This is a genomic window from Nocardia sp. NPDC052566 (assembly GCF_044547285.1).
Lineage (GTDB): Bacteria > Actinomycetota > Actinomycetes > Mycobacteriales > Mycobacteriaceae > Nocardia.
Map to the genome: position 1 here is coordinate 494,803 of NZ_JBIUAF010000003.1, position 23,508 is coordinate 518,310.

Annotated in this window: 21 protein-coding genes and 4 tRNA genes; 13 read left to right on the forward strand and 12 right to left on the reverse strand. The window is 67.4% G+C overall.

From position 1 onward, the window contains the following. The first annotated feature begins 44 nt into the window (after positions 1-44). Genes pstC through pstB form a run of 3 tightly spaced genes read left to right on the forward strand, consistent with a single transcriptional unit; the run spans position 45 to position 2,704 of the window. A complete protein-coding gene (gene pstC, locus ACIG5A_RS16460) occupies positions 45-1,019 on the forward strand; it encodes a phosphate ABC transporter permease subunit PstC (RefSeq protein WP_397241044.1) in 975 nt (324 codons plus the stop codon). Continuing rightward, positions 1,019-1,918, forward strand: a complete 900-nt coding sequence (gene pstA / locus ACIG5A_RS16465; RefSeq protein ID WP_397241045.1) for a phosphate ABC transporter permease PstA — start codon at positions 1,019-1,021, stop codon at positions 1,916-1,918. The genes pstC and pstA overlap by 1 nt, the downstream gene beginning before the upstream one ends. 9 nt (positions 1,919-1,927) lie before the next feature. Continuing rightward, a complete protein-coding gene (gene pstB / locus ACIG5A_RS16470) occupies positions 1,928-2,704 on the forward strand; it encodes a phosphate ABC transporter ATP-binding protein PstB (protein ID WP_397241046.1) in 777 nt (258 codons plus the stop codon). A 201-nt stretch (positions 2,705-2,905) separates the two neighbouring features. Here pstB and phoU read toward each other — a convergent pair whose 3' ends face one another. The 3 genes from phoU to dusB all read right to left on the reverse strand — a co-directional run bounded on the left by phoU (position 2,906) and on the right by dusB (position 6,999). Continuing rightward, positions 2,906-3,568, reverse strand: a complete 663-nt coding sequence (phoU, locus tag ACIG5A_RS16475) for a phosphate signaling complex protein PhoU (RefSeq protein ID WP_397241047.1) — start codon at positions 3,566-3,568, stop codon at positions 2,906-2,908. Between the two features lie 131 nt (positions 3,569-3,699). Next, entirely contained in the window at positions 3,700-5,772 is a 2,073-nt protein-coding gene (locus tag ACIG5A_RS16480; RefSeq protein ID WP_397241048.1) for an LCP family protein, read from the reverse strand. 105 nt (positions 5,773-5,877) lie between these two features. Continuing rightward, a complete protein-coding gene (dusB, locus tag ACIG5A_RS16485; RefSeq protein WP_397241820.1) occupies positions 5,878-6,999 on the reverse strand; it encodes a tRNA dihydrouridine synthase DusB in 1,122 nt (373 codons plus the stop codon). Between the two features lie 171 nt (positions 7,000-7,170). On the opposite strand from dusB, the gene ACIG5A_RS16490 reads away from it, so the two are divergent. Next, on the forward strand, positions 7,171-7,752 hold the full coding sequence (locus tag ACIG5A_RS16490) for a TetR/AcrR family transcriptional regulator (protein ID WP_397241049.1): 582 nt from the start codon (positions 7,171-7,173) through the stop codon (positions 7,750-7,752). 153 nt (positions 7,753-7,905) lie between these two features. On the opposite strand, the gene ACIG5A_RS16495 is transcribed toward ACIG5A_RS16490, so the two are convergent. Further along, positions 7,906-8,772 (reverse strand): SDR family oxidoreductase, encoded by an 867-nt coding sequence (locus ACIG5A_RS16495; protein WP_397241050.1) that lies wholly within the window; start codon positions 8,770-8,772, stop codon positions 7,906-7,908. 172 nt (positions 8,773-8,944) lie between these two features. Here ACIG5A_RS16495 and ACIG5A_RS16500 point away from each other — a divergent pair, with 172 nt between their 5' ends. Further along, on the forward strand, positions 8,945-9,499 hold the full coding sequence (locus ACIG5A_RS16500) for a hypothetical protein (protein WP_397241051.1): 555 nt from the start codon (positions 8,945-8,947) through the stop codon (positions 9,497-9,499). 77 nt (positions 9,500-9,576) lie between these two features. On the opposite strand, the gene ACIG5A_RS16505 is transcribed toward ACIG5A_RS16500, so the two are convergent. The 3 genes from ACIG5A_RS16505 to ACIG5A_RS16515 all read right to left on the reverse strand — a co-directional run bounded on the left by ACIG5A_RS16505 (position 9,577) and on the right by ACIG5A_RS16515 (position 11,566). Continuing rightward, positions 9,577-10,542 carry an acyl-ACP desaturase gene (locus ACIG5A_RS16505; RefSeq protein WP_397241822.1) on the reverse strand — a complete coding sequence of 322 codons (966 nt, stop codon included), beginning with the start codon at positions 10,540-10,542 and terminating at the stop codon, positions 9,577-9,579. Between the two features lie 252 nt (positions 10,543-10,794). Further along, entirely contained in the window at positions 10,795-11,370 is a 576-nt protein-coding gene (locus ACIG5A_RS16510) for a DUF937 domain-containing protein (protein WP_397241052.1), read from the reverse strand. Positions 11,371-11,493: 123 nt separating this feature from the next. Next, positions 11,494-11,566: transfer RNA gene (locus ACIG5A_RS16515), tRNA-Lys, on the reverse strand. Between the two features lie 850 nt (positions 11,567-12,416). Between ACIG5A_RS16515 and ACIG5A_RS16520 the strand changes: the two genes are divergently transcribed. The 4 genes from ACIG5A_RS16520 (at position 12,417) to ACIG5A_RS16535 (ending at position 13,487) form a co-directional block, all read left to right on the forward strand. After that, entirely contained in the window at positions 12,417-13,082 is a 666-nt protein-coding gene (locus ACIG5A_RS16520; protein WP_397241053.1) for a TetR family transcriptional regulator, read from the forward strand. A gap of 94 nt (positions 13,083-13,176) precedes the next feature. Continuing rightward, positions 13,177-13,249: transfer RNA gene (locus tag ACIG5A_RS16525), tRNA-Glu, on the forward strand. 29 nt (positions 13,250-13,278) lie between these two features. After that, a tRNA-Asp gene (locus ACIG5A_RS16530) sits at positions 13,279-13,352 on the forward strand. Between the two features lie 58 nt (positions 13,353-13,410). Continuing rightward, positions 13,411-13,487 (forward strand) — tRNA-Phe (locus tag ACIG5A_RS16535). A gap of 40 nt (positions 13,488-13,527) precedes the next feature. Here the strand turns inward: ACIG5A_RS16535 and ACIG5A_RS16540 are convergent. Next, positions 13,528-13,785, reverse strand: a complete 258-nt coding sequence (locus tag ACIG5A_RS16540; RefSeq protein WP_397241054.1) for a hypothetical protein — start codon at positions 13,783-13,785, stop codon at positions 13,528-13,530. 114 nt (positions 13,786-13,899) lie between these two features. Here ACIG5A_RS16540 and ACIG5A_RS16545 point away from each other — a divergent pair, with 114 nt between their 5' ends. Together ACIG5A_RS16545 and ACIG5A_RS16550 are read left to right on the forward strand one after the other, a co-directional pair. Further along, a complete protein-coding gene (locus ACIG5A_RS16545; RefSeq protein WP_397241055.1) occupies positions 13,900-14,082 on the forward strand; it encodes a hypothetical protein in 183 nt (60 codons plus the stop codon). Positions 14,083-14,353: 271 nt separating this feature from the next. Further along, a complete protein-coding gene (locus ACIG5A_RS16550; protein ID WP_397241056.1) occupies positions 14,354-15,073 on the forward strand; it encodes a polyprenol monophosphomannose synthase in 720 nt (239 codons plus the stop codon). Between the two features lie 66 nt (positions 15,074-15,139). On the opposite strand, the gene ACIG5A_RS16555 is transcribed toward ACIG5A_RS16550, so the two are convergent. The 3 genes from ACIG5A_RS16555 to ACIG5A_RS16565 form a co-directional block, all read right to left on the reverse strand. Further along, complete coding sequence (locus tag ACIG5A_RS16555; RefSeq protein ID WP_397241057.1) at positions 15,140-15,583, reverse strand: DUF6069 family protein; 444 nt, start codon at positions 15,581-15,583, stop codon at positions 15,140-15,142. Positions 15,584-15,653: 70 nt separating this feature from the next. Further along, positions 15,654-17,114, reverse strand: a complete 1,461-nt coding sequence (locus ACIG5A_RS16560; protein WP_397241058.1) for an HAD-IB family hydrolase — start codon at positions 17,112-17,114, stop codon at positions 15,654-15,656. Beyond that, a complete protein-coding gene (locus tag ACIG5A_RS16565; protein ID WP_397241059.1) occupies positions 17,111-19,576 on the reverse strand; it encodes a glycerol-3-phosphate 1-O-acyltransferase in 2,466 nt (821 codons plus the stop codon). Before ACIG5A_RS16565 ends, ACIG5A_RS16560 begins: the two co-directional genes overlap by 4 nt. 103 nt (positions 19,577-19,679) lie before the next feature. Between ACIG5A_RS16565 and ACIG5A_RS16570 the strand changes: the two genes are divergently transcribed. Both ACIG5A_RS16570 and nbtS read left to right on the forward strand, forming a co-directional pair. Next, a complete protein-coding gene (locus ACIG5A_RS16570; RefSeq protein ID WP_397241060.1) occupies positions 19,680-20,444 on the forward strand; it encodes a DUF2127 domain-containing protein in 765 nt (254 codons plus the stop codon). Between the two features lie 92 nt (positions 20,445-20,536). Beyond that, complete coding sequence (nbtS, locus tag ACIG5A_RS16575; RefSeq protein ID WP_397241061.1) at positions 20,537-21,850, forward strand: nocobactin biosynthesis salicylate synthase NbtS; 1,314 nt, start codon at positions 20,537-20,539, stop codon at positions 21,848-21,850. A gap of 38 nt (positions 21,851-21,888) precedes the next feature. Here nbtS and ACIG5A_RS16580 read toward each other — a convergent pair whose 3' ends face one another. After that, a complete protein-coding gene (locus ACIG5A_RS16580; RefSeq protein ID WP_397241062.1) occupies positions 21,889-23,505 on the reverse strand; it encodes a (2,3-dihydroxybenzoyl)adenylate synthase in 1,617 nt (538 codons plus the stop codon). Positions 23,506-23,508 lie beyond the last annotated feature (3 nt).

A 23,508-nucleotide genomic window follows, 5' to 3' on the forward strand; every position in this document is an offset into this window, starting at 1 on the left:
CGTCGGACTCGACGGGCCCGCGGGCGGCTGGAGAAACTGCCCCTATGCCGAGCGAACCGAGCACCGAATCGGCCCCGAAAAAGGGTCGTCCCGCCCCTCAGTGGGGGGCTGAATTCATCTTCCGCTCGCTCGCGACGGCGGCGGGCGCGACGATCGTCGCCGCTATCGCGCTGATCGCGCTATTCCTGCTGATCCGCGCGATCCCCTCGGTCATGGCGAACGAGGCGAACTTCTTCACGAGCACCGAATTCAGCACCGGTAATGCCGACCACCTGCGGTTCGGCATCAAGGACCTGTTCATGGTCACGGTGCTGAGTTCGGTGTTCGCGCTGCTGATCGCGGTGCCGATCGGCGTCGGCATCGCACTGTTCCTGACGCACTACGCACCGAAGACGCTCTCGCGCCCGTTCGCGATGCTGATCGACCTGCTCGCCGCGGTGCCGTCGATCGTGTTCGGCCTGTGGGGCGTGCTCGTGCTCGCGCCGCAGCTGGAACCGGTGCAGACCTTCCTGAACGACAACCTCGGCTGGTTGTTCCTGTTCTCCGACGGCAACGTGTCGATCTCCGGCGGCGGCACCATCTTCACCGCGGGCATCGTGCTGGCGGTGATGATCCTGCCGATCATCACGTCGGTCTCGCGCGAGGTCTTCCACCTGACGCCGCTGTCGCACATCGAGGCGGCACACGCGCTCGGCGCGACCAAGTGGGAGATGGTGCGGATGACCGTGCTGCCCTACGGCCGCAGCGGTGTGATCGCCGGCTCGATGCTCGGCCTCGGCCGCGCGCTCGGTGAGACCATCGCGGTCCTCGTCGTGCTGCGCACCTCCGCGCAGGCGGGACACTGGTCACTGTTCGACGGCGGCTACACCTTCGCCTCCAAGATCGCTTCGGCCGCTTCGGAATTCAGCTCGCCGCTGCCGACGGGCGCCTACATCGCGGCCGGCTTCGTGTTGTTCGCGCTGACCTTCGTCGTCAACGCGCTGGCACGGCTCGCGGCCGGTGGAAAGGTGAACAGCTGATGACCACCACGCTCGACAAGCCGGTCAAGGCGCCGACGTTCCGCCATGTGAGCGCGTCGCGGCGGCTGCGCAACAACATCGCGACCGGCGCGGTATGGGCCTGCTTCGGCATCGCCCTCGTCCCGCTGGCCTGGGTGCTGATCATGGTGATCAGCAAGGGCATCGGCGCGGTCGTCTCGATCGACTGGTGGCAGAAGTCGCAGAAGGGCATCCTGCCCGATCAGTTCGGCGGCGGTGTCTACCACGCGATCTACGGCACCCTGGCGCAGTCGGCGGTCGCCGCGATCATCGCGGTGCCGCTCGGCATCATGGCCGCGGTCTACCTGGTCGAATACGGCCGTGGCTGGCTCGCCAAGACCACCACGTTCATGGTCGACATCCTCGCGGGCGTGCCGTCCATCGTCGCGGCGCTGTTCATCTTCGCGCTGTGGATCGCGACCATGGGCTTCCCGCAGAGCGCGTTCGCGGTATCGCTGGCGCTGGTGCTGCTGATGCTTCCCGTGGTGGTGCGCAGCACCGAGGAAATGCTGAAACTGGTGCCGGACGAACTGCGCGAGGCCTCCTACGCGCTCGGCATTCCCAAGTGGAAGACCATCGCCCGCATCGTGGTGCCGACCGCGCTGCCTGGCATGATCAGCGGCATCCTGCTCTCGCTCGCCCGCGTGATGGGTGAGACCGCACCGGTGCTCGTCCTGGTCGGCTACGCGAAGGGGATCAACTCGAACCTCTTCGACGGCAATATGGCCTCGCTGCCACTGTTGATCTACCAAGAGCTGGCGAACCCGGAGGCGGCGGGCCGCGAGCGGGTGTGGGGCGCGGCGCTGACGCTGATCATCATCATCGCGCTGTTGTACGTGGCCGCGGCGGTGGTCAACAAACTGCTCACGCGGAACCGATAGGAAACTCAGATGGCCAAGCGGATCGACGTCAAAGACCTGAACATCTACTACGGCAAATTCCATGCGGTTGCCGATGTCAAGCTGTCGGTGCTGCCGCGCAGCGTGACCGCCTTCATCGGGCCGTCGGGTTGCGGTAAGTCCACCGTGCTGCGTTCGCTGAACCGGATGCACGAGGTGACCCCGAACGCCCGCGTCGAGGGCGCGGTGCTGCTCGACGGCGAGGACATCTACGGCTCGCAGGTCGACCCGGTGGGCGTGCGCCGCACCATCGGCATGGTGTTCCAGCGCCCGAACCCGTTCCCTACCATGTCGATTCGCGACAATGTGGTGGCCGGGCTGAAGCTGCAGGGCGTGCGCGGCAAGAAGGAACTCGACGAGGTGGCCGAGCGCTCGCTGCGCGGCGCCAACCTCTGGAACGAGGTCAAGGACCGCCTGGACAAGCCGGGCGGCGGCCTCTCCGGCGGTCAGCAGCAGCGTCTGTGCATCGCCCGTGCCATCGCGGTCTCCCCGGACGTGCTGCTGATGGACGAGCCCTGTTCGGCACTGGACCCGATCTCCACCCTGGCGATCGAGGACCTGATCACCGAGCTGAAGAAGGAATTCACCATCGTCATCGTCACGCACAACATGCAGCAGGCCGCGCGCGTGAGCGATCAGACCGGTTTCTTCAACCTGGAGGCGCAGGGCAAGCCGGGCAAGCTGATCGAGATCGACGACACCGAGAAGATCTTCTCCAACCCGGGCCAGAAGGCGACGGAGGACTACATCTCCGGCCGCTTCGGATAACACCGGGCAATACGAAAGGCCCGCACGTCATGTGCGGGCCTTTCGTATGCGGCCACTACGGGGATATCAAACGTGACAACTGGTTTCGCGAGTACATGGGTAACTCATCGGGTACCCCCAAAACCTGGCCAGGCACCCGACCGCCGGTCGCCAACGTTCCTCTCGCGGCACTCAGTCTGGCCTGAATACGCGGAGAGGCGGTCAAGCTTCGGCGTCCGGGTCCGCGGGTAGAACTCCGGTGACGAGGAAGATCACCCGGCGGCCGATTTCGACGGCGTGGTCGGCGAAACGCTCGTAGTAGCGGCCGAGCAGCGTCACGTCGACGGCGGCGGCGACGCCGTACTTCCAGTCGCGGTCCATCAGCAGCGTGAACAGGTGGCGATGCAGATCGTCCATCGCCTCGTCGTCCTCGTTGAGCTGCGCGGCGCGCTCCGGATCACGGGTTTCCAGCACCTCTTTCGCGCCGGCGCCCATATTCACCGCGATGCGGCCCATCTCGGCGAAGTAGCCGTTGACGGCCTCGGGCAGCGCGTGGTTCGGGTGGCGCCTGCGGGTGACCTTCGCGACATGCAATGCCAGCGCGCCCATCCGGTTCACGTCCTGGACGATCTGGATGGCGCTGACCACCTGGCGCAGATCACCGGCCACCGGCGCCTGCAGCGCGAGCAGAGCGAACGCCTTCTCTTCGGCGTCGGTGATCATTTCGGCGATCCGGTCGTACTCGGTGATCACCGACTCCGCGAGGGTCAGGTCGGCCTGGAGCAGTGACTGGGTGGCACGGTCCATGGCCGACCCGGCCAGACCGGCCATCTCACCCAGCAGGTGGGCGAGATCGGCCATTTGCTCGTTGTAGATGACACGCATGAAAGCTGACATTAGTTCCCAGCGCTGTCCAAGTCACGAACAGCGGGTTAATGCCCGGTGCCGGTCGGTTGCACCGGTGTTGCCACTGCTCAGCGCGGTGCGGGCCGGACACGGGGTTGTCCGGCCCGAGCTCACTTGCAGGTGTCGTCGGCGGCGTTCATATGCTCGAGGTCGGCGGGCAGGGTGACGGGCGTCGCACTCTGGTTCGCGCTGAGCGGCACATTCGCGATGGTGTCGCCGATCGGTGTCGGCGCCTTGACGGTGCCGCCGAAGTCGGTGCCGATGACCACCTCGATGATGCTGCTGCCCTGTTCGCTCGACTGCTCGATCAGCGCGCCGGGGATGGCGCTGGCCACCGTCGCCGCCTCGGCCTCGTGGCCCGGTGGGAAGCGCACCTTCGACGCGGCCGACGTGCCGCCCGAGTAGTTGCCGGTGCTGTAGATCTGGAAACCCTGGCTGCCCAGCTTGTTCGCGGCCTTGTTGGCCGCACCGGAGATACCGGAGCCATTGGAGACCAGCAGCGAGAAGGCGCCGGGGTCGACGGCGACCAGCCGCGGCGGCGCGGGCGGCGCGCTACCCGGCGCCTTGGTCGGGTCGGGCGCCTTCTTCTCGCCCGGCAGCGGCTGATCGTCGATCACCGCGCGGAAGATGGCCTTGATATCCGTATCGCGGGGGATCTCGTTGCCGTAGGAGGTGGTGCCCGCGGTGGGGATGGTCAGGAAGGTCACCGCGCCCGCGTCGACCTTCTGCAGCGAGCGGCCGAGCATCAGCAGATCCTGCGTCTTCACGTTGTCGACGAAGGTGTGCGCGGTGAACGCGCCGATGAAGCCGTTCAGCTTGCCGGGATCGAGCAGCACCTTGCTCGACAGCGCGCCGCGCAGCAGCGAGGCCAGGAAGCGCTGCTGCCGGTTGATCCGGTCGTAGTCGCTGCGCTCCTCGCCGTAGACGTGGCGGGCGCGCACGTAGTTCAGCGCGGTGCCGCCGTCGACCCGCTGCTTGCCCGAGCTCTCCAGCACGGTGCCGAGGATGCCGTCGATGATCGGCTTCGGGCTGCACACCTCGACGCCGCCGACCTGGTTGACCATCGCCTCGAAGCCGGCGAAGTCGACGCCGATGAAGTGCCCGATGTTCAGGCCCGACATCTTGCGGATGACGTTCACCAGGCACTTCGGCCCGCCGAGCGCGTAGACCGCGTTGAGCTTGTCGCCGATCGCGGCGGGATAGGACTCGTCGGTGTAGGAGCCCTTGTCGTTGTTCCAGCCCTGGCAGACCGGCCTGGTGACATCGAGGTCGCGCGGGAAGGAGACGACGACAACGCGCTGCCGGTTCTTGGGGATGTTGACCAGCATGACCGTGTCGGCGCGCGAGCCCTCGGCGTCGTCGAGGGTGCCCGCGCCCATCTGACCGTTGACGCCCGCCCTGGTGTCGGTGCCCACGATGAGGTAGTTCTCGTCGCCGAGCTGCCCCATCGAGTCGAGCACGTCGGTCTGGTCGTCATCGATCGCGGAGACGTGGGTCAGGCCGTTGTCGGTGGAGCGCACATAGTTCCAGCCGAAGCCGGTGATCAGCAGCACGAGCACCGCGAAGAACGCCGTGCCGACCCGGCCGGCCAGCTGTAGCTTCTTGTGCTTGCGCTGCCTGCCCGCGGCGAGCCGGGACAGCGGCGGACTGCCGACGGCCTTCGGCCGCGCGGCCGTCTCGGTCTTCGAGGTCGCGGGTTTACGCGTGGCCCTTGCGGTTTCGGTGACCGCGGGCAGTTTGTCGGTGACCTGTTCCTGCGGTATCGGGGCACTGGGCGCCGCGATCGCGCGCCTGGTGTCCTCGGTCGCCCGCGCGACGGGACGCGCCGCCGTCGGCGCCTTGGTGCCCGCGATGTCCTGGACCACAGGCGAACTCGTCGTGCGCGGGGGCGCCGATTCGGCATGGCGGGCGGCCGGGACGCCGTTGGCCGGGGGCGCGGTGCCGTTGGTCGCCTGCGCGGGATTCTCGGCGCGCCGCCTGCGGCCGGTGCGCTCGTTGTCTACCCGCTCGACCAGATCCTGGACCGAGATCGGGGCCGAATCCGAATCGGAGGCGGTGTCGGCGTGCCTGGACCGCCGGGACGCACGCGTGCCGTCGCGTTCGGTGTAGTCCGCCGTGGGGTAGCGCTCCCACGGGGCGCGACCTCCGGGACGTGGCGCACGCCCGTGCCGATCGTCACCCACCAACGAACCTCGCTTTTCGTCTTTGCTCCCGTTGTGGGGCAATAGTAACGATTCCGCCACGGTGAGCCACTCGTGTACGAAATCGCAGAGGCCAGACCGTCGTTTCTAGCCGCCGCTGTGCATCACGTCGGCTGCGGTGGGGACCGTGCAATCGTCCGGATTGTCCAGCCAGCCTTCGGGCAGAACGACTTTGGCAGCGGGCGAACCCTGTCTGCCGCGCGGGCCGGTGGCATCGGCGGGGAAGGGGATGTCGGTGGGCAGCTGCGCGATGAGATCTTCGAGCTGGGTCATGCTCGACACGGTGGCGAAGCCGCGGCGCAACTGGGAGCCCACCGGAAAGCCCATGAGGTACCAGGCCATGTGCTTGCGGATATCGCGCATGGCCTTGTCCTGGCCATCGTGATCGACGAGCAGGCTGGTGTGGCGGTGCAGGATCTCGCCGACCCGGCCGAGGTTCGGGCCCTCGGGGATCGGTTCGCCGCGCAGCGCGGCGGAGAGCTCGGCGAACAGCCACGGGCGGCCTAGGCAGCCGCGGCCGACGACGACGCCGTCGCAGCCGGTCTGCGCCATCATCGTCACCGCGTCGCCCGCGCTGAAGATATCGCCGTTGCCGAGCACCGGGATGGTGGTGACGGCCTCCTTGAGGCGGGCGATGGCCGACCAGTCGGCGGCGCCGGAGTACAGCTGCGCCGCGGTGCGCGCGTGCAGCGCGACGGCCTTCGCGCCCTCGGCCTCGGCGATGCGGCCAGTATCGAGGTAGGTGTGATGTTCGTCATCGATGCCGATGCGGAATTTGACGGTCACCGGGACGCCCGCGGGCTCGGCCGCCGCCACCATCTGCCTGATGATGTTGGCGAACAGGTTCCGCTTGTAGGGCAGCGCGGCGCCGCCGCCGAGCCTGGTCACCTTCTTCACCGGGCAGCCGAGGTTGAGGTCGATGTGATCGGCCCAGCCCTCGCCGACGATGATCCGCACCGCCTCGCCGAGCGTCGCCGGATCCACGCCGTAGAGCTGCATGGAACGCGGCAGCTCGTCGTCGTCGAACGACATCATGTGCAGCGTCTTCTCGTTGCGCTCGACCACCGCGCGCGCGGTGATCATCTCGCAGACGTAGATGGAGGTCGAGCTGCCGAACTCGCGGCACAGCTTGCGGAAGGCCCGGTTCGTGATGCCCGCCATCGGGGCGAGCACGACCGGCGGATCGACCGGATACGGCCCGATCCGCAGGTTGGTCTTCGCCTCGGTAGTCACTGTCACGCCAAACAGTGTCTCATTCCTGCCCTCCCGGGCCACTCCGTGGTCACGCAGGCTGCCGCCTCCGTGGCCGTCGCTCGGGCAGCGGGTCTCATCAGCACCGGAGCCTGCCGAATAGCGCCCGTCAGAAGTATGATGAGCGGCATGGGACGGACCTCGGACGGCCGGGAGAAGATGCTCACCACCGCCTCCGAATTGTTCCGCGAGCGAGGCATCGCGGGCACCGCCCTCATGGACATCATCGACCGCAGCGGTGCGGCCCGCGGCTCGATCTATCACTTCTTCCCCGGCGGTAAAGCGCAGCTGGCCCGCGAGGCCACCGAGCGCTCGGGCCGCGAGCTCGGCGCGATGATCGCCAACCTGGTCACGTCCAACGGACCGGTGCCCGCACTCGGCATCCTCGTCGACTTCTTCCGCCAGCAGCTGCTCGACACCGGATTCGAGGCGGGCTGCCCGATCGCCGCCGCGGCCATGGAGTCCGGCGAAAGCGTCGAGGCGCGCCGGGCAGCGGGGGAGTCGTACGCGGCGTGGGAGGCGGCGCTGGCGAATGCCCTGTGGCAGCACGGTGTTCCGCAGCAGCGGGCGGCCTCGGCCGCGACGCTGGCCATCAGCGCCATCGAGGGCGCGCTCATTCTGGCGCGGGCGCAACGGGATTCGAGCGCGCTCGATCGTGTGCGCGCCGAGCTGCAGCGGTTCGGCGAGCAGCTGCTGCGCGAACCGTACTGATCGGGTCCAGGCGAATCAGTAAGCTGCCGAGCGGAATCGGCTCATCTGTCATAGGTTGCTGTGATGTGGATCATCGTTCCTATCTCCATCATCAGCTCTGTCGTCATCGCGTGGGGCTTCGCCGTCGGCTTTCCCAAGCACTGACCGGCTCAGTCATTCACCCCTGAGCCTGCGGTGATAGATCTCCCGCACCTCCGGGTCGGGCTGGGTGTAAGCCGTTGTCGCGCCGGTGAATTTGGCGACGACGAGCTGCGCGCGATAGGGCAGTAGCTGCGCCGACTTGATGATGGCCGCCAGCCTGCGCGGCACCGTCACCAGCGGCTTGTCCGTGCTGATCGCCTTGACGATGGCGTTGGCGACGTCCTCCGGGTCCACCGTGGACAGTGGCCCGGCCCAGCCAGGCATGTTCGCGCCCGCCGACAACTCGGTGCGCACGATGCCGGGCAGGATCACCGAGACCCGCACGCCGTGCTCCTTCAGTTCCAGGTGCAGCGCCGAACTGAAGCCGACGACAGCGTGTTTGGTGGCGCAGTAGGTGGCAAGGCCCGGAAAGCCCTGGGTGCCTGCCAAAGACGCGATGTTGATGATCTGTCCGGTGCCGCGGGGCACGAATCGCTCGGTGGCCAACCGGGATCCGTGGATCACGCCCCACAGGTTGATGTCGATGATCCGCTCGGTCATCGCCGGGTCCTCGTCGGCGAACAGCCCGGTCGGCATGATGCCCGCATTGTTGACCAGCACGTCAAGCGGCCCGAGTTCCTGCTCGACGGCGTCGAGGAAGCCGGCGAAGGACGCCTTGTCGGTGACGTTCAGCGGCAGGCCGATGACGCGGGCCTCCGGATCGGCGCCGAGTTCGGCGGCCGTCTTGGCCACCAGTTCCACGTCGATATCGCCGATGGCGACGGCGGCGCCCGCCTTCAGGCAGGCCTCGGCGGTCGCCCTGCCGATGCCGCGTGCGCCGCCGGTGATCGCGACAACCATGCCCGCGAGCACCGCCGCGCCGTCTGTGGTCGTTGTCATGGTGTCGGCCTTCCCATTTCGTTCTCCGAACCCGTTCGATCCCCATGGTCTCGCGTGCCGGGATGGACCACGCCCAATTCGCGGATCTGCGGGTGCATCCGGCGCGAGTGCGGCTTCTTACCGCTGAGTCAGTAGCCTGGATGCGGATAACCCCAGGTAATCGGAGAGGCGAATGACGGAACAAGAGCGAACCAATGCTCGGCCCGGAACAGTATCGATCCGGATTACCACGGTGGTCTACCTGGCGGTGATCGCCGCGCTGGCCGTGGTGGTCTGTGTGCTCGCTACATTGCTCGTCTCGGCGCGCGGCGATATCGCGGACCGGAATGCGCGGGACGCGGAGTACGACAAGGCGGAGAAGGTCGCCACCGAATACGCGGTCGGCGCGGCCACCTTCAACTATCAGAACGTCGATGCCTGGCTCGCCAATCTGAAGCGGAATGCCTCACCACAGCTGTCGGCCAAATTCGACACGATGGGTCCTGATATCCCCAAGTTGCTCGTGCCGCTGAAGATGGTGCAGACCGCGACACCGATCACCGCGAAGGTCGCGAAGGTCGACGGCGCGATCTACACCGTGAATGTGTTCCTCAATGTGACGCCGACGAACGCGCAGAACCCGGTCGGTTTGCAGTCGACTTCGACGTTCAACGTGACGCTGGACAAGAATTCCGGCTGGCAGGTCACCGATGTCGGCGGACTCGACGGCGCATTGCCGTTGAAATAGTCAGCAAGCGAATTAGCCGGATATAAACGCGCCGCCGTCGGATCATCCGACGGCGGCGCGTGGTGTTCTGGGGGGCGTCAGCCCGCGGCGATATCCGCCAGCTCGCGCTTCTTCGCCTCGCGGGCGAGCATGCGGTCGCGCTGCTCCTCGAACTTGAGGACGTCGCCGCTGAGCTTCTCCAGGAACGTGCCGAGACGCTCGCGGCAGGCCTCACCGCGCGCGGTGAAGTCGGTGCGCTCGAAGATGTTCCACTTCTTCAGCACCGGCTGCACCACTTCCTCGAGGTGCTGGCGCAGGTCGTAGATACCGTGCTTGGCCATCAGCACGCCGTTGCGGCGGAAGTTCGGCATGCCCGCACCCGGCATCTGGAAGTTCTCCAGGATCAGGGTGATCGCTTCGAGCGCCTGGTCGGGCGACAGATCGAGCGCGGCGCCGCACATGTTGCGGTAGAAGATCATGTGCAGGTTCTCGTCCGCGGCGACGCGCTGGAGCATGCGGTCGGCGATCGGGTCGTCACAGACCTTGCCGGTGTTGCGGTGGCTGACCCGGGTGGCCAGCTCCTGGAAGGTCACGTACGCCACGGAGTGCAGGAAGCCCGCGTCCGCCTCGGTCGGCGAGGCGAAGCCGTTGGTCATGTGGATCATCCGCGCCTCTTCGAGCGCGACCGGATCGACGCCGCGGGTGACCACCAGGTAGTCGCGCATCACGATGCCGTGCCGGTTCTCCTCGGCGGTCCAGCGGCCCACCCAGGTGCCCCAGGCGCCGTCCTGAGAGAAGTTCTCGGCGATCTCGCGGTGGTAGGACGGCAGGTTGTCCTCGGTCAGCAGGTTCGTGATCATGGCCGCCTTCGCGACCTCGTTCAAACGGGACTGCTCCGGGTCCCAATCGATGCCCCCGAGTGCCGCGAAATTGCGGCCTTCGTCCCACGGGACATAGTCGTGCGGATGCCATTCCTTTGCCAGGGAGAGGTGCCGGTTGACGTTCTGTTCGGCAACCGGCTCCAACTCCGTCAGCAGCTCGAGTTGAGTCAGATCCCTTGCCATGTATAAGCCCTTCTCACTGTGTGTGTCCGGTCGAGCAGGTCGTCCCCCAACGTAGACCGTTGCCGATGCGGCCATACCTTACGGCACCGTAGGTGTGATGCGAAACGCATCAAGATCGGTACGCGATTTCTCGTGATGTACGTCATACGCCACCGTTGGCGTCTTGTGATCTACCACGAGTCTATGACTTCGGCCCGCAGCGACGTGTCTATCGCTACGGGCCGAACGTCGTTAGCGCGCCGCGCCGAATTCTCAGCCCTTCCTGCCGAACAGCCCGCCGAGCACGTTCCCCAGCGCGCCACCGGCATTCTTCGCCAGCGCGTCGCCGATTGCCCCGCCGATGCCACCGCTCTTGGAGCTGCCGCCGAGCAGACCGCCGAGTATGTCGCCGATGGCGCCGCCACCCGCCGAGCTCTGCTGCTGACCGCCGCCGCTCATCTGCTTGGCCAGGTAGGCCATCACGATCGGCGCGAGCATCGGCAGCACCTTGGCGATGAGGTCCTTGCCGCCTGTGTCGCCCGTCGCGCCGAGCGCGCTGATCACCGTGTTCTTCTCGTCGCCGAAGACGTTGTCGACGATCTCCGCGCCTGCCTTCGTATCGACCTGGTCGATATCGACTCCGCCGTCGAGGAGGTCGCCGTGGTCCTCCGGGGAGCCGACGAGTGACGCGACTCCCTCGGGTTGTTCGCCGGTCTTGGCCTGCAGGCCGCCGAGCAGGGTCGGCAGTGCGGCCTTGACCGCATTGGTCGCGGTGTCCTTGTCGACGCCGAGTTTGTCGGCGATCTGGCCGATGGGTACCTGGGAGAGCAAATCATCGAAAGAAGTCATCAGCTCCACCTTCGTCGAGGGGACCCCCTGGTGAGCCGGGGTCGGGCCAAGGGTATCGGAAAACCCAGCTCTACCTCTGGAAATGCGTCAGGCGCCCGGTGTCGACCGGGCGCCTGACGGATGTGCCCCCAGTAGGGCTCGAACCTACGACCTGCGGATTAAAAGTCCGTAGCTCTACCAACTGAGCTATAGGGGCGCGGAGGGAAAGTGTAATGGGCCCGGCCGACATCCGGTAACCGGGGCGGGTGGCGCGTCGCGGCGGTGTGCTGTGCGCCGCGAATGTGGCCGTCCTCGTCCGCACGAGTCATGCTGTGGCAGTGGGTAACGCGGGTCTCAACGCCAGCGATGCCGCGGGTAAACATTTGGCACCCAGCTGTGTTCGGCTTCGGAGTGTCTGGCTAGGATCCAATCATGTTGCCTACCAATGACTTTGGATTCACGGGGGGCGTGAGACGGGAGTTCGGGGGGTGCGCGGAGCGGTCCGCGGGTGGCGCGCGGCCAATGGTCGGTCGTCCGATCAAGTGCTCGATTCCGGCGAACGGCGGTGCGTCGCTGGCTAATTCGGTATTCCAGCAACCCCTGGCTATTAGTTGCGAAGGGTTTGCTGTAACAGATAGTCGAGCCTACTTCGTTCCTTACTCTTCGGTTTGCCGCGTGTCGGATGGGCTTTCCGGGTACGGTGACGCCTTGGTGAATTCCGGAAGAATCGCTGAGTCACCCGATCAACCGGAATTCGGCTTATCGTTGATGTACCCGAACGTGTCGCGACCGGTACGGCCGATCGTGGCTTCGCTGGAGTCGACGCCGCAGGAGGAGGCAGCTTCGAGACGAAGAAATGCCCGGGTGCGCACCCCCTGCGGCGCACCCAGGCAGGAAAACTATACCAGCTGGTGTGTTTCAGGTTTTTCGCAAGTTTTCGTACCGAAAGTTTGAAACTGGGCGAAAACCCGGTTTGAAGTATTGATAAAACTCATAACTTCGCGCCAAGGTTTGTTCCTTTGGGGGTGAGCCATTGGCGGCGAGTAGGCTTCGGAGGCGTTTCGAGCATGGCACGGCAGCAAGAGCGGGCCCGCCGGACACGTGCGGCGATTATCAGGTCCGCCGCCGTTGAGTTCGGGAAGAGCGGCTATGCCGCTGCATCGCTCAACCGCATATTGGAAGGTTCACGCGCCACCAAGGGCGCCATGTACTTTCATTTCGATTCCAAGGAGGATCTGGCGCGCGCGGTACTGGAGACGGCGGTCGACCGCTATCGCTCCTCGGCCGAACGTTGGCTCGCCAGAACGGATCTCGGGGCGCTGGACACCCTGCACGGGATGATCGACGAGATGGCGCTACGGCTGGAGCACGACATCATCGTGCAGGCCGAGTTCCGCCTGATCATCGAGCCCGACTTCTATCGCGATGTGCAAAGCGGTGGCGGACGGATACTCGGGCGGGCCACCAGGGTGCTGGCGGTCCGCGCCATCGATCAGGGGCAGCTGCGTCCGGACGCCGATCCGGACCGGTTCACCAGGACCCTCGCCGCGGCGCTGGCCGGCCAGCGCTACATGCTCGATCTCGTCGGGCCGCCGGTGGATCTGCGCTCCCGATTCGAGGAAGCGCTCGAGGTGGTGATCGACTCGATGTCGACGCCGGAGTGGTCGGAGAAGTTCCGCGCCGACGGCTGGCGGGCCACCGCGCGGCTCGAAGAACTCGGATTAGGGCTCTGACCAGCCGGTTTGGGAAACCGCTCCGGTCTGTCATAAGCTATGCGAGCTCCCAACGGACACCCGTTGAAAGCCGGTTCGGAGAAATCCGAGGCGAGCCCCCTTCGTCTAGCGGCCTAGGACGCCGCCCTTTCAAGGCGGTAGCGCGGGTTCGAATCCCGTAGGGGGTACGGTCTTAGGACTGTTGGTAGCACAGCAAGGCCCTGTGGCGCAGTTGGTTAGCGCGCCGCCCTGTCACGGCGGAGGTCGCGGGTTCGAGTCCCGTCAGGGTCGCAAGTAAGCGCCGGAGCAATCCGGCGCTTCGCGTATGGCATTCAAAACGGGTGCCTGCGGCCAGGTAGCTCAGTTGGTACGAGCGTCCGCCTGAAAAGCGGAAGGTCGCCGGTTCGATCCCGGCCCTGGCCACCACAAAATCCCCCCGAACCTTTGGTCCGGGGGGATTTTCGCGTCAGCAGACGAAGTAGGGCGGGGTGCAGGGGGAGCCGGTGCCGCCGCCGGAGAAGCTGGACAGGATCTTGCCGAAGCCCGCGGCGGAGCCGGTGCCCGCGTCGGCGGAGCCGGTGCCCTGCTGTGGTTGCTCCTCCATCGGCGCACCGACGGGCTGTTCGAGCGGGAGGCCGGTGGCGGCCGTGGCCTGGGCCGCTCCGGTTACCGACCCGAGTGCAATCGCTGCCGCCGCAACACTATTCGTGACTACTTGCTTCATGAAATACCGTTCCTTCGTTGGTCCTACCCCGGCCATACTGCCGTTGTTCGGCGGCGGCGGCCGCTCGAGGCGGAAATACGGAGCCCGGCGGCCGATCGGTGAGATGCTGGGGGCATGGCTGACCGCTGGTATTACTGCCTGAAGCACAATCGGGCCGAGAAGGGGCTGCAGTGCTGGTTCCGCGACCGGATGGGGCCGTATCCGGACCAGGCGACCGCCGAACGGGCCTTGGAGATCGCGCACGCGCGCAACGAGCAGGCGGATGCGCGCGATCGGAAATGGACCGAGGGCAGCTGAGAGGTCCATCACGCTCGCCGGCACCGGACCGGTTGCCCGTGCTCCGGCGAAACCGGTTGTCGCGCAGGGATGTAACCCGGCGGACCGCCGCGATCGCCGCCGCGCGGCCGCCCGGCGGGTGTGGGGAAAGTGTGGAGGACTGGTGAAGCCCTCCGGTGCACTCAGCTGGGCATCAGATCGATCGAGTACGGTTTCTCAGAAATCAGAAACTAACTAGTGCTCGGGTCCGGTCGTGGGCTGCGGGCGGAACAGGTAAGCGGGAGGGCGACCCTTGAGGGTTACCGTTGTTGTGCCGACCTACAACGAGCGGGAGAATCTGCCGGTGGCGGTGGAGCGGCTGACCGCGCTGCCGGTGTCCGATCTGCATGTGCTCGTGGTGGATGACAATTCGCCGGACGGAACCGGTGAGATCGCCGACAAGCTGGCGGCCGAGCTGCCGAACGTCGTCGGCGTGCTGCACCGGACCGAGAAGGACGGCCTCGGCCGCGCCTACATCGCGGGCATCACCAGGGCGCTGGACGAGGGCGCCGACGTGGTGATCCAGATGGACGCCGATCTGTCGCATCCGGCCGAGGTGATTCCGGCGATGCTGGAGAAGCTGTCCACCACCGACGCGGGCGTCGTGCTCGGGTCGCGGTACGTGCCGGGCGGATCGACGGCCGAGGAATGGAAGTGGTACCGCAAGGCGCTGTCCGCCTGGGCCAACTTCTACGTGAACCTGATCCTTCGCCTGGGCGTGAAGGACGCCACCGCCGGATTCAAGGCGTGGAAGGCCGATACGCTGCGCGCCATCGAGGTGGCCTCGATTCGGAGCAACGGCTATTCGTTCCAGGTCGAGATGAACTACCGGACCGTCAAGAAGGGCATCGCGATCGCCGAGGTGCCGATCCGGTTCGAGGAGCGCACCGTCGGCGCGTCGAAGATGAGCCTGAAGGTGCAGCTGGAGTCGGCGCTGATGCCGTGGAAGCTGCTGTTCGGCCGCTCGGTGTAGCTGATCGGTAAGACGGTCGGGGCCCCGCATCCGAGAGGATGCGGGGCCCTTTCTCGTTGTGGCCGTTCAGCGTTCGAGCAGCCCGTTGCGCAGCGCCGCGAGCCCGCCGACGATGACCGGCGCGAGCACCAGGTGCATCACCGACAGCGACACCGTGGTCGCGGTGTCGAAATCGGCGGCGACGGTCAGGCCGATCGTCGCGACGGCGAGCACGGCGCCGGCGATCTGGGCCACCCGCAGCACGCCGACCCACTTGTAGGACAGCAGCGCCGCGACGGTCAGCCCGACGAACAGCGGCAGCGCGGACGAGAGGATCACCGTGCCCGCGCCGACCTCGGTGACCTGCCCCGCCTTGGTCACCTCGAACGACCCGCCCGCGGCGAGGCCGAGCAGCCAGACGACGAGGTTGGCGGCCACCGCGACGGCGATGCTGCCCGCGATCGCGGCAGGCCGGTTGACGGCGGGGATACGGAAAGACGGTGCGGCGGTGGCGCTCTGCGCGATCGACATGATGTTCTCCTCATCCAAGAACTGCTCGGTTGGTGTGAGAACAATGGTTGAACCTGAACAAATATTGAGGTCAACTCTTGTGGCGCGGATCACCTTGTGTTTCGGGCTGGGATAGTGACCCACCGGGCCAGTTCGTGAGGGTGTCGGTATAGAGCCGGTGGACGGCGGCCACCTCGTCGTCCATATCGTTCGGGTCCCAGCCGGTGACGTCGATGGGGGCCAGGAAGGCCACGTCGACGGTGCCGCGGCGCGCGACCATCGCATCGCGCCAAGAGATTTCGCCCGCGTTGCGGATCACCACCGGTATCACCGGCACGTCCGCCTGGATGGCGATGTGGAAGGCGCCCTTCTTGAACGGGCCGACCCGTGGGCTGTAGGAGCGGGTGCCCTCGGGGGCGACAGCGATCGACAGCCCACCGCGCAGAGTCTGCACCACCGGTGCGAGCTGTGCCTTGGCCTCGGCGGTGTTCGAGCGATCGATGAAGGTGACGCCGACGAAGCGCATCAGCGGGCCGAACACCGGATTGCGGGTCAGCTCCTTCTTGCCGATGCCGGTCACCCCGCCGCCGAGCACCTTGGGCAGGATGATGACGTCGAACTGGCTCTGATGGTTGAACAGGAAGACGGCGGGCCGCGGCGCGCGCGCGTATTCGCCGCCGATCAGCCTGATCCGCACGCCGATGACGCGCAGCGTCGCGCTGGTGCCGTAGTCCATCAGCGCGTCGGCCATGGCGCGGCGGCGTCCGGTGTAGGACTTGGCGAGCACGCCGGCCAGCGCGCCGCCGAGCAGCGCGGCGAAGCCCGCGACGGTACGCAGCACGTCGCCGAGGCGCGGCGCCCGGCGCGGCGCGAACGTGAGCACGGGCCAACCCTGTTCGGCGGCGGTATCGGTGAGCCGGGCGTCGGGATCGACCACCGCGGGACGGCCGACCTCGGCGAGCAGCGACAGATCCGTAATGCTTTGCGCGTAGGCATAACTGGCGGTGAGGTCGATGCCATGGGCGGCGGCGAAGGTGCGCACGGCTTCGGTCTTACCGTTGCGCCAGCGAGTCTTTCCCTCGACGTAGCCGGTGAGTACGCCGTCGGTGGCCGCGAGTTCGGTGTACAGCACGTGGTCGATGCCGAGTTCGGCCGCCGCGGGCGCCACCTGGAACCGGGTCAGCGAGCTGGCGAGCACGATGGTGTGCCCGGCGGCCTCGTGTGCCCGAATCAGCTGCCACGCTTCGGGATACAGGTGTCCGTAGGTCTCGTGCCGGAACAGCCGTGCGCCGATCTCGTCGAGCTCGGCCTCGGGTAGCTCCGCCAGGGTTCGGGTGATCTGTTGCAGGAACCGGCCGTACGACCCGTCGGTGGGGTTGTCGCGGATGCCGTCGCGCAGCACCGTGGCCGGATCCGTGCGGCGCAGCAGCCGCCGATGCGGTGGCGACGGCGCGAATCCGGCCAGCACGGCGCCGAAGTCGAAGATCGCCGCGATCCCTGGGCCCTGCGGACCGGACCGGATCGCGGCGAGCGCCGCGGTTGGCTCGTTCACAGCACGCCCAGACCGGGGCGGTTGGAGGGATCCAGCGTCGCGGCGCGCGAGATCCGCGCACTGATGGTGCGCAGGCTGTCGGCGAATTCCGTTCTGCGCCGCGTCATTTCCGCGGCCTCCTCGGCCGAATCCGGGGCCACCGGCGCCAGCAGTCCGTGGTTGTCGGCGAGTTTCAGTGCGCTGGTGAACAATTCGGTGGAGACCGATTCCGGGCTGTGCAGCCGCTGCTGCAGCATCATCTGCTTGCCGACCGCGACGCACTCGTCGATGAACTGTTTGCGGTCGATCACGACGAGCGGATCGCGGGCCGCCAGCCGCTCGGCCACCACCAGCTGGGCGTCGAAGAACGAGCGCAGCACCCGGTGCGCCATCATGAAGCCGGAATCGGTGAGCTTGCCGAGTATCTCGTCGCCGCGGGTGTCGGCCCTGGTGTGGCTGTACCAATCCGGATCGACGAGCAGCATCTCGGCGGTCAGCTGTTCGGCGAACTCCGCCCGCTCGGGGAAGAAGAAGTCGAACTTCAGCAGGTCGCGCAGCCGGAACGCCTCGTCCCAGCCGGTGCGCAGCTGATCGACGTCACCGCCCGCCTCGACCGCGGCAAGGATGGACAGCTCCAGGATCGCGCGGTTGACGAACCAGTGCACCGCGCTGTTGCGGTAGAACGCGGCCTCGAGATGCGCGCCGGATTCGATCGAGTACACCGGCTCCAGCCCGCCGCGATAGACGGTGACCACCTTGGCCAGCGAAAGCTGTTCCAGCACAACGGCGAGGCTCTGGTCCGCGCGCAGCGCGGCGAGTTCGCCGTGCGGCAGGTCGCGCTTGTCGATGTAGCCGAGCACGGGGGCGAGTACGGTGCGCACCTCACCGAGGGTGAGCGCGCGCTCGTGCACGCCGAGCAGCGCGAGCGTCGCCAGCGCGTTCACGGTGATCGGGGTGACCGCGTTGATGCCGACCGCGATCTCGAAGGCCAGCCGCTGCACGGCCTTGCGCTCGAGCTCTTCCACTTCGGCTTCGGCCTCGACCTGCGCCGCCGCGGTGTCGGCGCCGTCGACGCTGTGCAGCGGGATGGCCACCGGCGGCGTGGTGAGCGGATCGCCGTGTGCGGCAAGCCGTTCGCGCGCCGAGAGTGGTTCGCCGAAGCGGACGTACACGTGCCCGGCCGAATGCTGTTGGCTGCGCACATATCTCGCGAGCCAGGCGATCCCCTCGGGCTTCTTCTTCCCGCCGACCTGTTCGGTGGCGATGGCGCCGAGCTCGTTGAGCCGTTCGTAGGTGATGGACACCGGGATCAGCATCACGTCGTCGACCCGGTTCCGGCGGACCGCGGCGGCAAGGTAGTTCAGCAGTCCGTAGCGCGGCGGACGCAGCTTGCCGGTGCGGGTGCGGCCGCCCTCGAAGTACCACTCCAGGTTGAATCGCTTGGCGAGCAGATAGGCGAAGTACTCCTCGACCACCGCCTTGTAGACCTCGTCGTCGCCGAAGCTGCGCCGGATGAACACGGTTCCGGTACGCCGGGCGATCGGGCCCATCGGCCAGAAGCTCAGGTTCGCGCCGCCGATCACATGGTTGGGCGGAAAGTCGTTGCGGGCCAGTACATCGCCGAGCACGAACGCGTCGACGTAGGAGCGGTGCGAGGGCAGGAAGACCAGCGCGTAGCGGCGGTTGAGCGCCTTCAACCTGCTGATGCCGGTCGGGTCGGCGTCGACCTTCCAGGTCGAGGCGTGTACCGGGCGCATGGCCTGGGTGAACAGGTCGGAGACGAGCCTGCTCTGCGCGGCGACGAGCTCGTTGAGCGCCTTCTCGGCGCGCCGGTACACCTCGTGCGGGCTGACGCCGGCTTGATCGGCGATCAGGTCGAGCCTGCGCAGGAATTCGGGGGAGTCGAGTATCTCCTCGGCCACCAGCCGGGGCACCTTGTACCGGTCGCCGATGATGGTGCGCTCGGCGCGCTCCAGCGCGACCACCGCCGCGCGCGCGATGGCGCGGGCGAACGGCTCCGCGGTGCCCGCCGAGAACAGCGCGGCCGCTTCCGGATTGTTCGCGCGCAGCTCGCTGAGCAGCGCGGGCTGACCGGTGAGCACGACGTGGCGGTCCGGCGCCTTGCCGACCAGCCTGCGCTGTGCGAACCGGTGCGGCTTTCGCGGATTGCTGAGCATGGCCAGATCGCTGAAGGTGACCCGGCGCACGCCGTCGCGTTCCTCCGGCAGCCACAGCACCCTGATGGGCACGACCAGCGGATCGTCGCGGCGTCCGACCAGGCGATCGGCGATCGCGCCCGCGTCCAGGTCGAGCTGGGTGATGGGCGCGCTGGTGCCGAACTCCTTGGTGATGCCGCCGTCCGCTAGCCACGTGCCGACCAGCTCGCGCTCCACGCTCGACGACGCATCGATCAGCGCCACCACCGATTCGGCCTGCGCGTAACGCTGCACGGCGGCGGGGGCGTTCCCGCGGTGCTCGATCATGGCTGGTCCCTCCGAACTGACGATCCCCCTATTGAAGCCCGCCAGTGCAATTCGCGCAGGAACTCCAGCTGGCGAGTTGCGCGGCGCCGTCTATGCTGCGCGAATGGACTGGGCGTTGCGCGCGTGCGGGTGGCACGGCCACTACACCTACGCACCGGATGAGCCGGAGCTACGGGAGCGGCTGCGGGTGGACACCGTCGCGGGCGAGGCATGGCGCTGCCTGCGCTGCGGCACCTTCGTCCCTGGGGAACCGGTGGGTGCCGGTCCGGCCGATCATGCGCCCGAGGTGCCGCGCGGGCGGCTGCTGCGTGATCGCTGGCTGATGCGCGCGCTGGCCATCGAGCGCCTGGCGCGCGGGCTGCTGCTCGTGGTGGCCGCGGTCGCGGTGTTCAAGTTCCGTTCCTCGCGCGAGACCATGCGCGCCGCGTTCGACAGAGACCTGCCGCTGCTGCGGCCGTTCGCCGATCAGATCGGCTGGGATATCGACCGCTCCAAGCTGGTGCATCTGGCGTCCGAGGCGTTCACGCTGTCCAATACGACGCTGCTGTGGATCGCGATCGGCATCCTCGCGTACGCGGGATTGCAGGCGATCGAGGCGGTCGGGCTGTGGCTGGTGCGGCGCTGGGGCGAGTATTTCGCGGTGGTGGCGACCAGTATCTTCCTGCCGCTGGAGATCTACGAGCTGACCGAGAAGGTCACCGCGCTGCGGATCGCGGCGCTGGTCGTCAATATCGCGGCGGTGGTGTGGCTGATCTACAGCAAGCGGCTGTTCGGCCTGCGCGGTGGTGGCGCGGCCTATCACGCCGAACACAGTGCGGAAAGTTTGCTGAGTGTCGAGCGGTCGGCCGTCGCGGTGCCGAAGACCTGATCGTCGCTGTGGTCGTCTACACAGGTTGCTATTAGCCAGGTAATGCTAACCTAACGTCGTTTAAGTTAGGCCAGCATAACCTTGGAGGATCGTTGTCGACCACGGATGAACGCTTGCGTGTGGAGTTTGTGACAGATCCGGCGGCAGCGATGGCCCGGTTGGCGTCGGCCGACCGGTTCGGTGAGTACGTCATGTACGAACGTCCGGGGGAGTGGGTGTTCGCCGCCGATCCGATCGGCAGCGTCGAACTCGATGTGGACGAGTTGCGGGTGGTGTGGGCGGGCGAGACCACCACGAGCGCATGGGAAGGCAGCCCGGCGAGCGTGATCGATCGGGCGCTCGGCATGCTGCCGCTCGGCGGGCGACAGGCCTACGGCTGGATCGGTTTCGAATTCTGTGCATGGGCGCTCGACGCGACCCAGCACCTCGATCCGCGAACAGCGTTGGCGCACCTGATGATTCCGCGCATCGAGGTGCGGGTCGGCGAATTCGGGGTCGTGGTGTCCGGTGCGACGCCCGAGGAGACCGATGCCATCCACGAGCTCATCGCGGCTTCGCAGGACACCGCGCTGCCGCTGGCGCATCCTGCCGATGTGCGGATCGATCCGACCGGATACCGCGAGCGGGTGGCCGAGGCGGTCGCCGAAATCCGTTCCGGGCGCTATCAGAAGGTCATCCTGTCGCGGAAGGTCGACGTGCCGTTCGTGGTCGACGTGCCTGCGACGTTCCGGCTCGGCCGCGCGCACAACACCCCAGCCCGGTCCTTCCTGCTGCGGCTCGGCGGGCTGGAAGCGGCGGGCTTCAGTCCGGAGCTGGTCGCCTCGGTGGACGACGAACGGGTGGTGACCACCGAACCGCTGGCGGGCACCAGGGCCTTCGGGCTCGGCGCCGCGGTCGACATGGCGGCGCGCGCGGATCTGATCACCGATCCGAAAGAGATCGTGGAGCACGCGATTTCGGTGCAGACCTCGTTCGCCGAGATCTCCGCGGTGGCCGATCCCGGCACGCCGGCCGTCTCGGATTTCATGGCGGTACGCGAGCGCGGCAGCGTGCAGCATCTCGCCTCGACGGTGCGCGGCAGGCTGGCCGCGGATCGCTCGAGCTGGGACGCGCTGGAGGTGCTGTTCCCCTCGGTGACCGCCTCCGGCATTCCCAAGCGCGCGGGCGTCGACTCGGTCTTCCGGCTCGACGGTGCGCCGCGCGGCCTGTATTCCGGTGCGGTGGTGGTGATCTCCCCGACCGGTGCGATGGAGGCGACGCTGGTGCTTCGCGCGGTCTACCAGACCACCGAGGGCGCGTGGCTGCGCGCGGGCGCGGGCATCGTCGAACAGTCGCGCCCGGAGCGGGAATTCGAGGAGACCTGCGAAAAGCTGGGCAGCATAGCGCCTTACGTGGTCAAGGCGTAGCGACGAAGGGCCGGGCGGCTGCCCGGCCCTTTCGTCTGTCAGCCTGCCGCGCGCAGTGCCTTCTTATCGATCTTGCCGACGGCGGTGATCGGGAGCGTATCCGCCCGGCGCAGCACATCGGGGAGCTTGTAGGTGGCCAGTCCGCGACCGGTGAGGAAGGTCTTGATCGCGGCAAGCGTAGGCATCTCGCCCTCGACAACCAGGATGGCGCAGACCTTTTCGCCGAGCGCGGCATCGGGCAGGCCCACCGCCGCGGCGTGCCTGACGCCCGGATATGCGAGCAGGTGCTCCTCCAGCTCGTCGCAGGAGATGTTCTCGCCGCCGCGGTTGATGACGTCCTTGATCCGGCCGGAGACGACCAGGTGGCCGCTCGGCAGGCGGCGGACCAGATCGCCGCTGCGGTAGTAGCCGTCCGGGGTGAAGGCGCGCGCGTTGTGCTCGGGCGCCCGGTAGTAGCCGCGAATCGTGTAGGGGCCCTTGGTGAGCAGCTCGCCCTCCGCGCCCGGTGCGACGTCGTTGCCGTCGGCGTCGACCACCCTGACCTCGTCGGCGGCCGAGAGCGGCCTGCCCTGCGTGGTCGCGAGCAGCTCGGCCGGATCGTCGAGGCGGGTGTAGTTGAGCAGGCCCTCGGCCATGCCGAACACCTGCTGCAAGGTCGCGCCGAGCGCGGGGGTCACCTCGCGCGCGTTCACCTCGGCCAGCCGGGCGCCGCCGACCTGGAGCAGGCGCAGCGAGCTCAGGTCGGCGTCCTCCCATTCGGTTGCCGCGCACCACAGTTGGGCAAGTGGCGGCACAACGGCGGTGACCGTCACCCGGTGGCGCGCGATGGTGGCGAAGGCGTTCTCCGGGCTCGGATCGGTGACGAAGGCGACCGCGCCGCCGGTGGCCACCGTGCCGAGGATGCCGGGACAGGCCAGCGGGAAGTTGTGTGCCGCGGGCAAAGTCGCGAGGTAGACGTCGTCCTCGGTGAGCGCACAGACCTCGGCGCTCGCGGTCGCGTTGTAGGCGTAGTCGTCGTGGGTGCGCGCGATCAGCTTCGGCAGCCCGGTGGTGCCACCGGAGACCAGCATCAGCGCGATATCGCCCGGATCGATCTTCGGCAGCGAACCGCCGTCGCGGGGAACCGAATTCAGGTCGGTGAACGGGCCGGGATCACCGAGGACGAGCACGTGGCGCAGCGTCGGCACGGCCTGCTCGACCGTGGCGGCGAGTTCGCGGTAGTCGAAATCGCCGAGCCGGTCGGCGATCAGGTAGGCGACGGCGCCGGAAAGGTTTGCCAGGTGCTCGATCTCGGCCCTGCGGTGCGCGGGCAGCGTCAGCACCGGGATGATGCCCGCCCGCAGCAGGCCGAACAGCACGGTGAGGAATTCCGGCACGTTCGGCAGCTGCACCACCACCCGGTCGCCCGGCGTGATCCCGAGGGCGAGCAGTCCGCTGGCCATCCGGTCGGCGGCGGCGTCGATCTCGGCGTAGCTGTGCATGCCCGCGTCGTCCAGCAGTGCGGGGCGGTGCGGATGCGCCTCGGCGGTCGCGCGCAGCAGGCCGTCGAGTGTGCGGCCGGTCCAGTAGCCCGCGGCGCGATAGGCGGCCGCGTCGGCGTCGGGAAAGGGGACGTACCCGTCGCGGTGGGTGGGCGCGGTGGAAGTCGAAGTCACGGT

Coding starts and splice junctions, on each gene's coding strand:
- ACIG5A_RS16490 (WP_397241049.1), top strand. CDS start 7,171: ATGGGACGGACCTCGGACGGCCGGGAGAAGATGCTCACCACCGCCTCC.
- ACIG5A_RS16565 (WP_397241059.1), bottom strand. CDS start 19,576: ATGATCGAGCACCGCGGGAACGCCCCCGCCGCCGTGCAGCGTTACGCG.
- ACIG5A_RS16495 (WP_397241050.1), bottom strand. CDS start 8,772: ATGACAACGACCACAGACGGCGCGGCGGTGCTCGCGGGCATGGTTGTC.
- pstA (WP_397241045.1), top strand. CDS start 1,019: ATGACCACCACGCTCGACAAGCCGGTCAAGGCGCCGACGTTCCGCCAT.
- ACIG5A_RS16545 (WP_397241055.1), top strand. CDS start 13,900: ATGGCTGACCGCTGGTATTACTGCCTGAAGCACAATCGGGCCGAGAAG.
- phoU (WP_397241047.1), bottom strand. CDS start 3,568: ATGCGTGTCATCTACAACGAGCAAATGGCCGATCTCGCCCACCTGCTG.
- ACIG5A_RS16540 (WP_397241054.1), bottom strand. CDS start 13,785: ATGAAGCAAGTAGTCACGAATAGTGTTGCGGCGGCAGCGATTGCACTC.
- ACIG5A_RS16570 (WP_397241060.1), top strand. CDS start 19,680: ATGGACTGGGCGTTGCGCGCGTGCGGGTGGCACGGCCACTACACCTAC.
- ACIG5A_RS16520 (WP_397241053.1), top strand. CDS start 12,417: ATGGCACGGCAGCAAGAGCGGGCCCGCCGGACACGTGCGGCGATTATC.
- ACIG5A_RS16555 (WP_397241057.1), bottom strand. CDS start 15,583: ATGTCGATCGCGCAGAGCGCCACCGCCGCACCGTCTTTCCGTATCCCC.
- ACIG5A_RS16500 (WP_397241051.1), top strand. CDS start 8,945: ATGACGGAACAAGAGCGAACCAATGCTCGGCCCGGAACAGTATCGATC.
- ACIG5A_RS16510 (WP_397241052.1), bottom strand. CDS start 11,370: ATGACTTCTTTCGATGATTTGCTCTCCCAGGTACCCATCGGCCAGATC.
- pstC (WP_397241044.1), top strand. CDS start 45: ATGCCGAGCGAACCGAGCACCGAATCGGCCCCGAAAAAGGGTCGTCCC.
- pstB (WP_397241046.1), top strand. CDS start 1,928: ATGGCCAAGCGGATCGACGTCAAAGACCTGAACATCTACTACGGCAAA.
- ACIG5A_RS16505 (WP_397241822.1), bottom strand. CDS start 10,542: ATGGCAAGGGATCTGACTCAACTCGAGCTGCTGACGGAGTTGGAGCCG.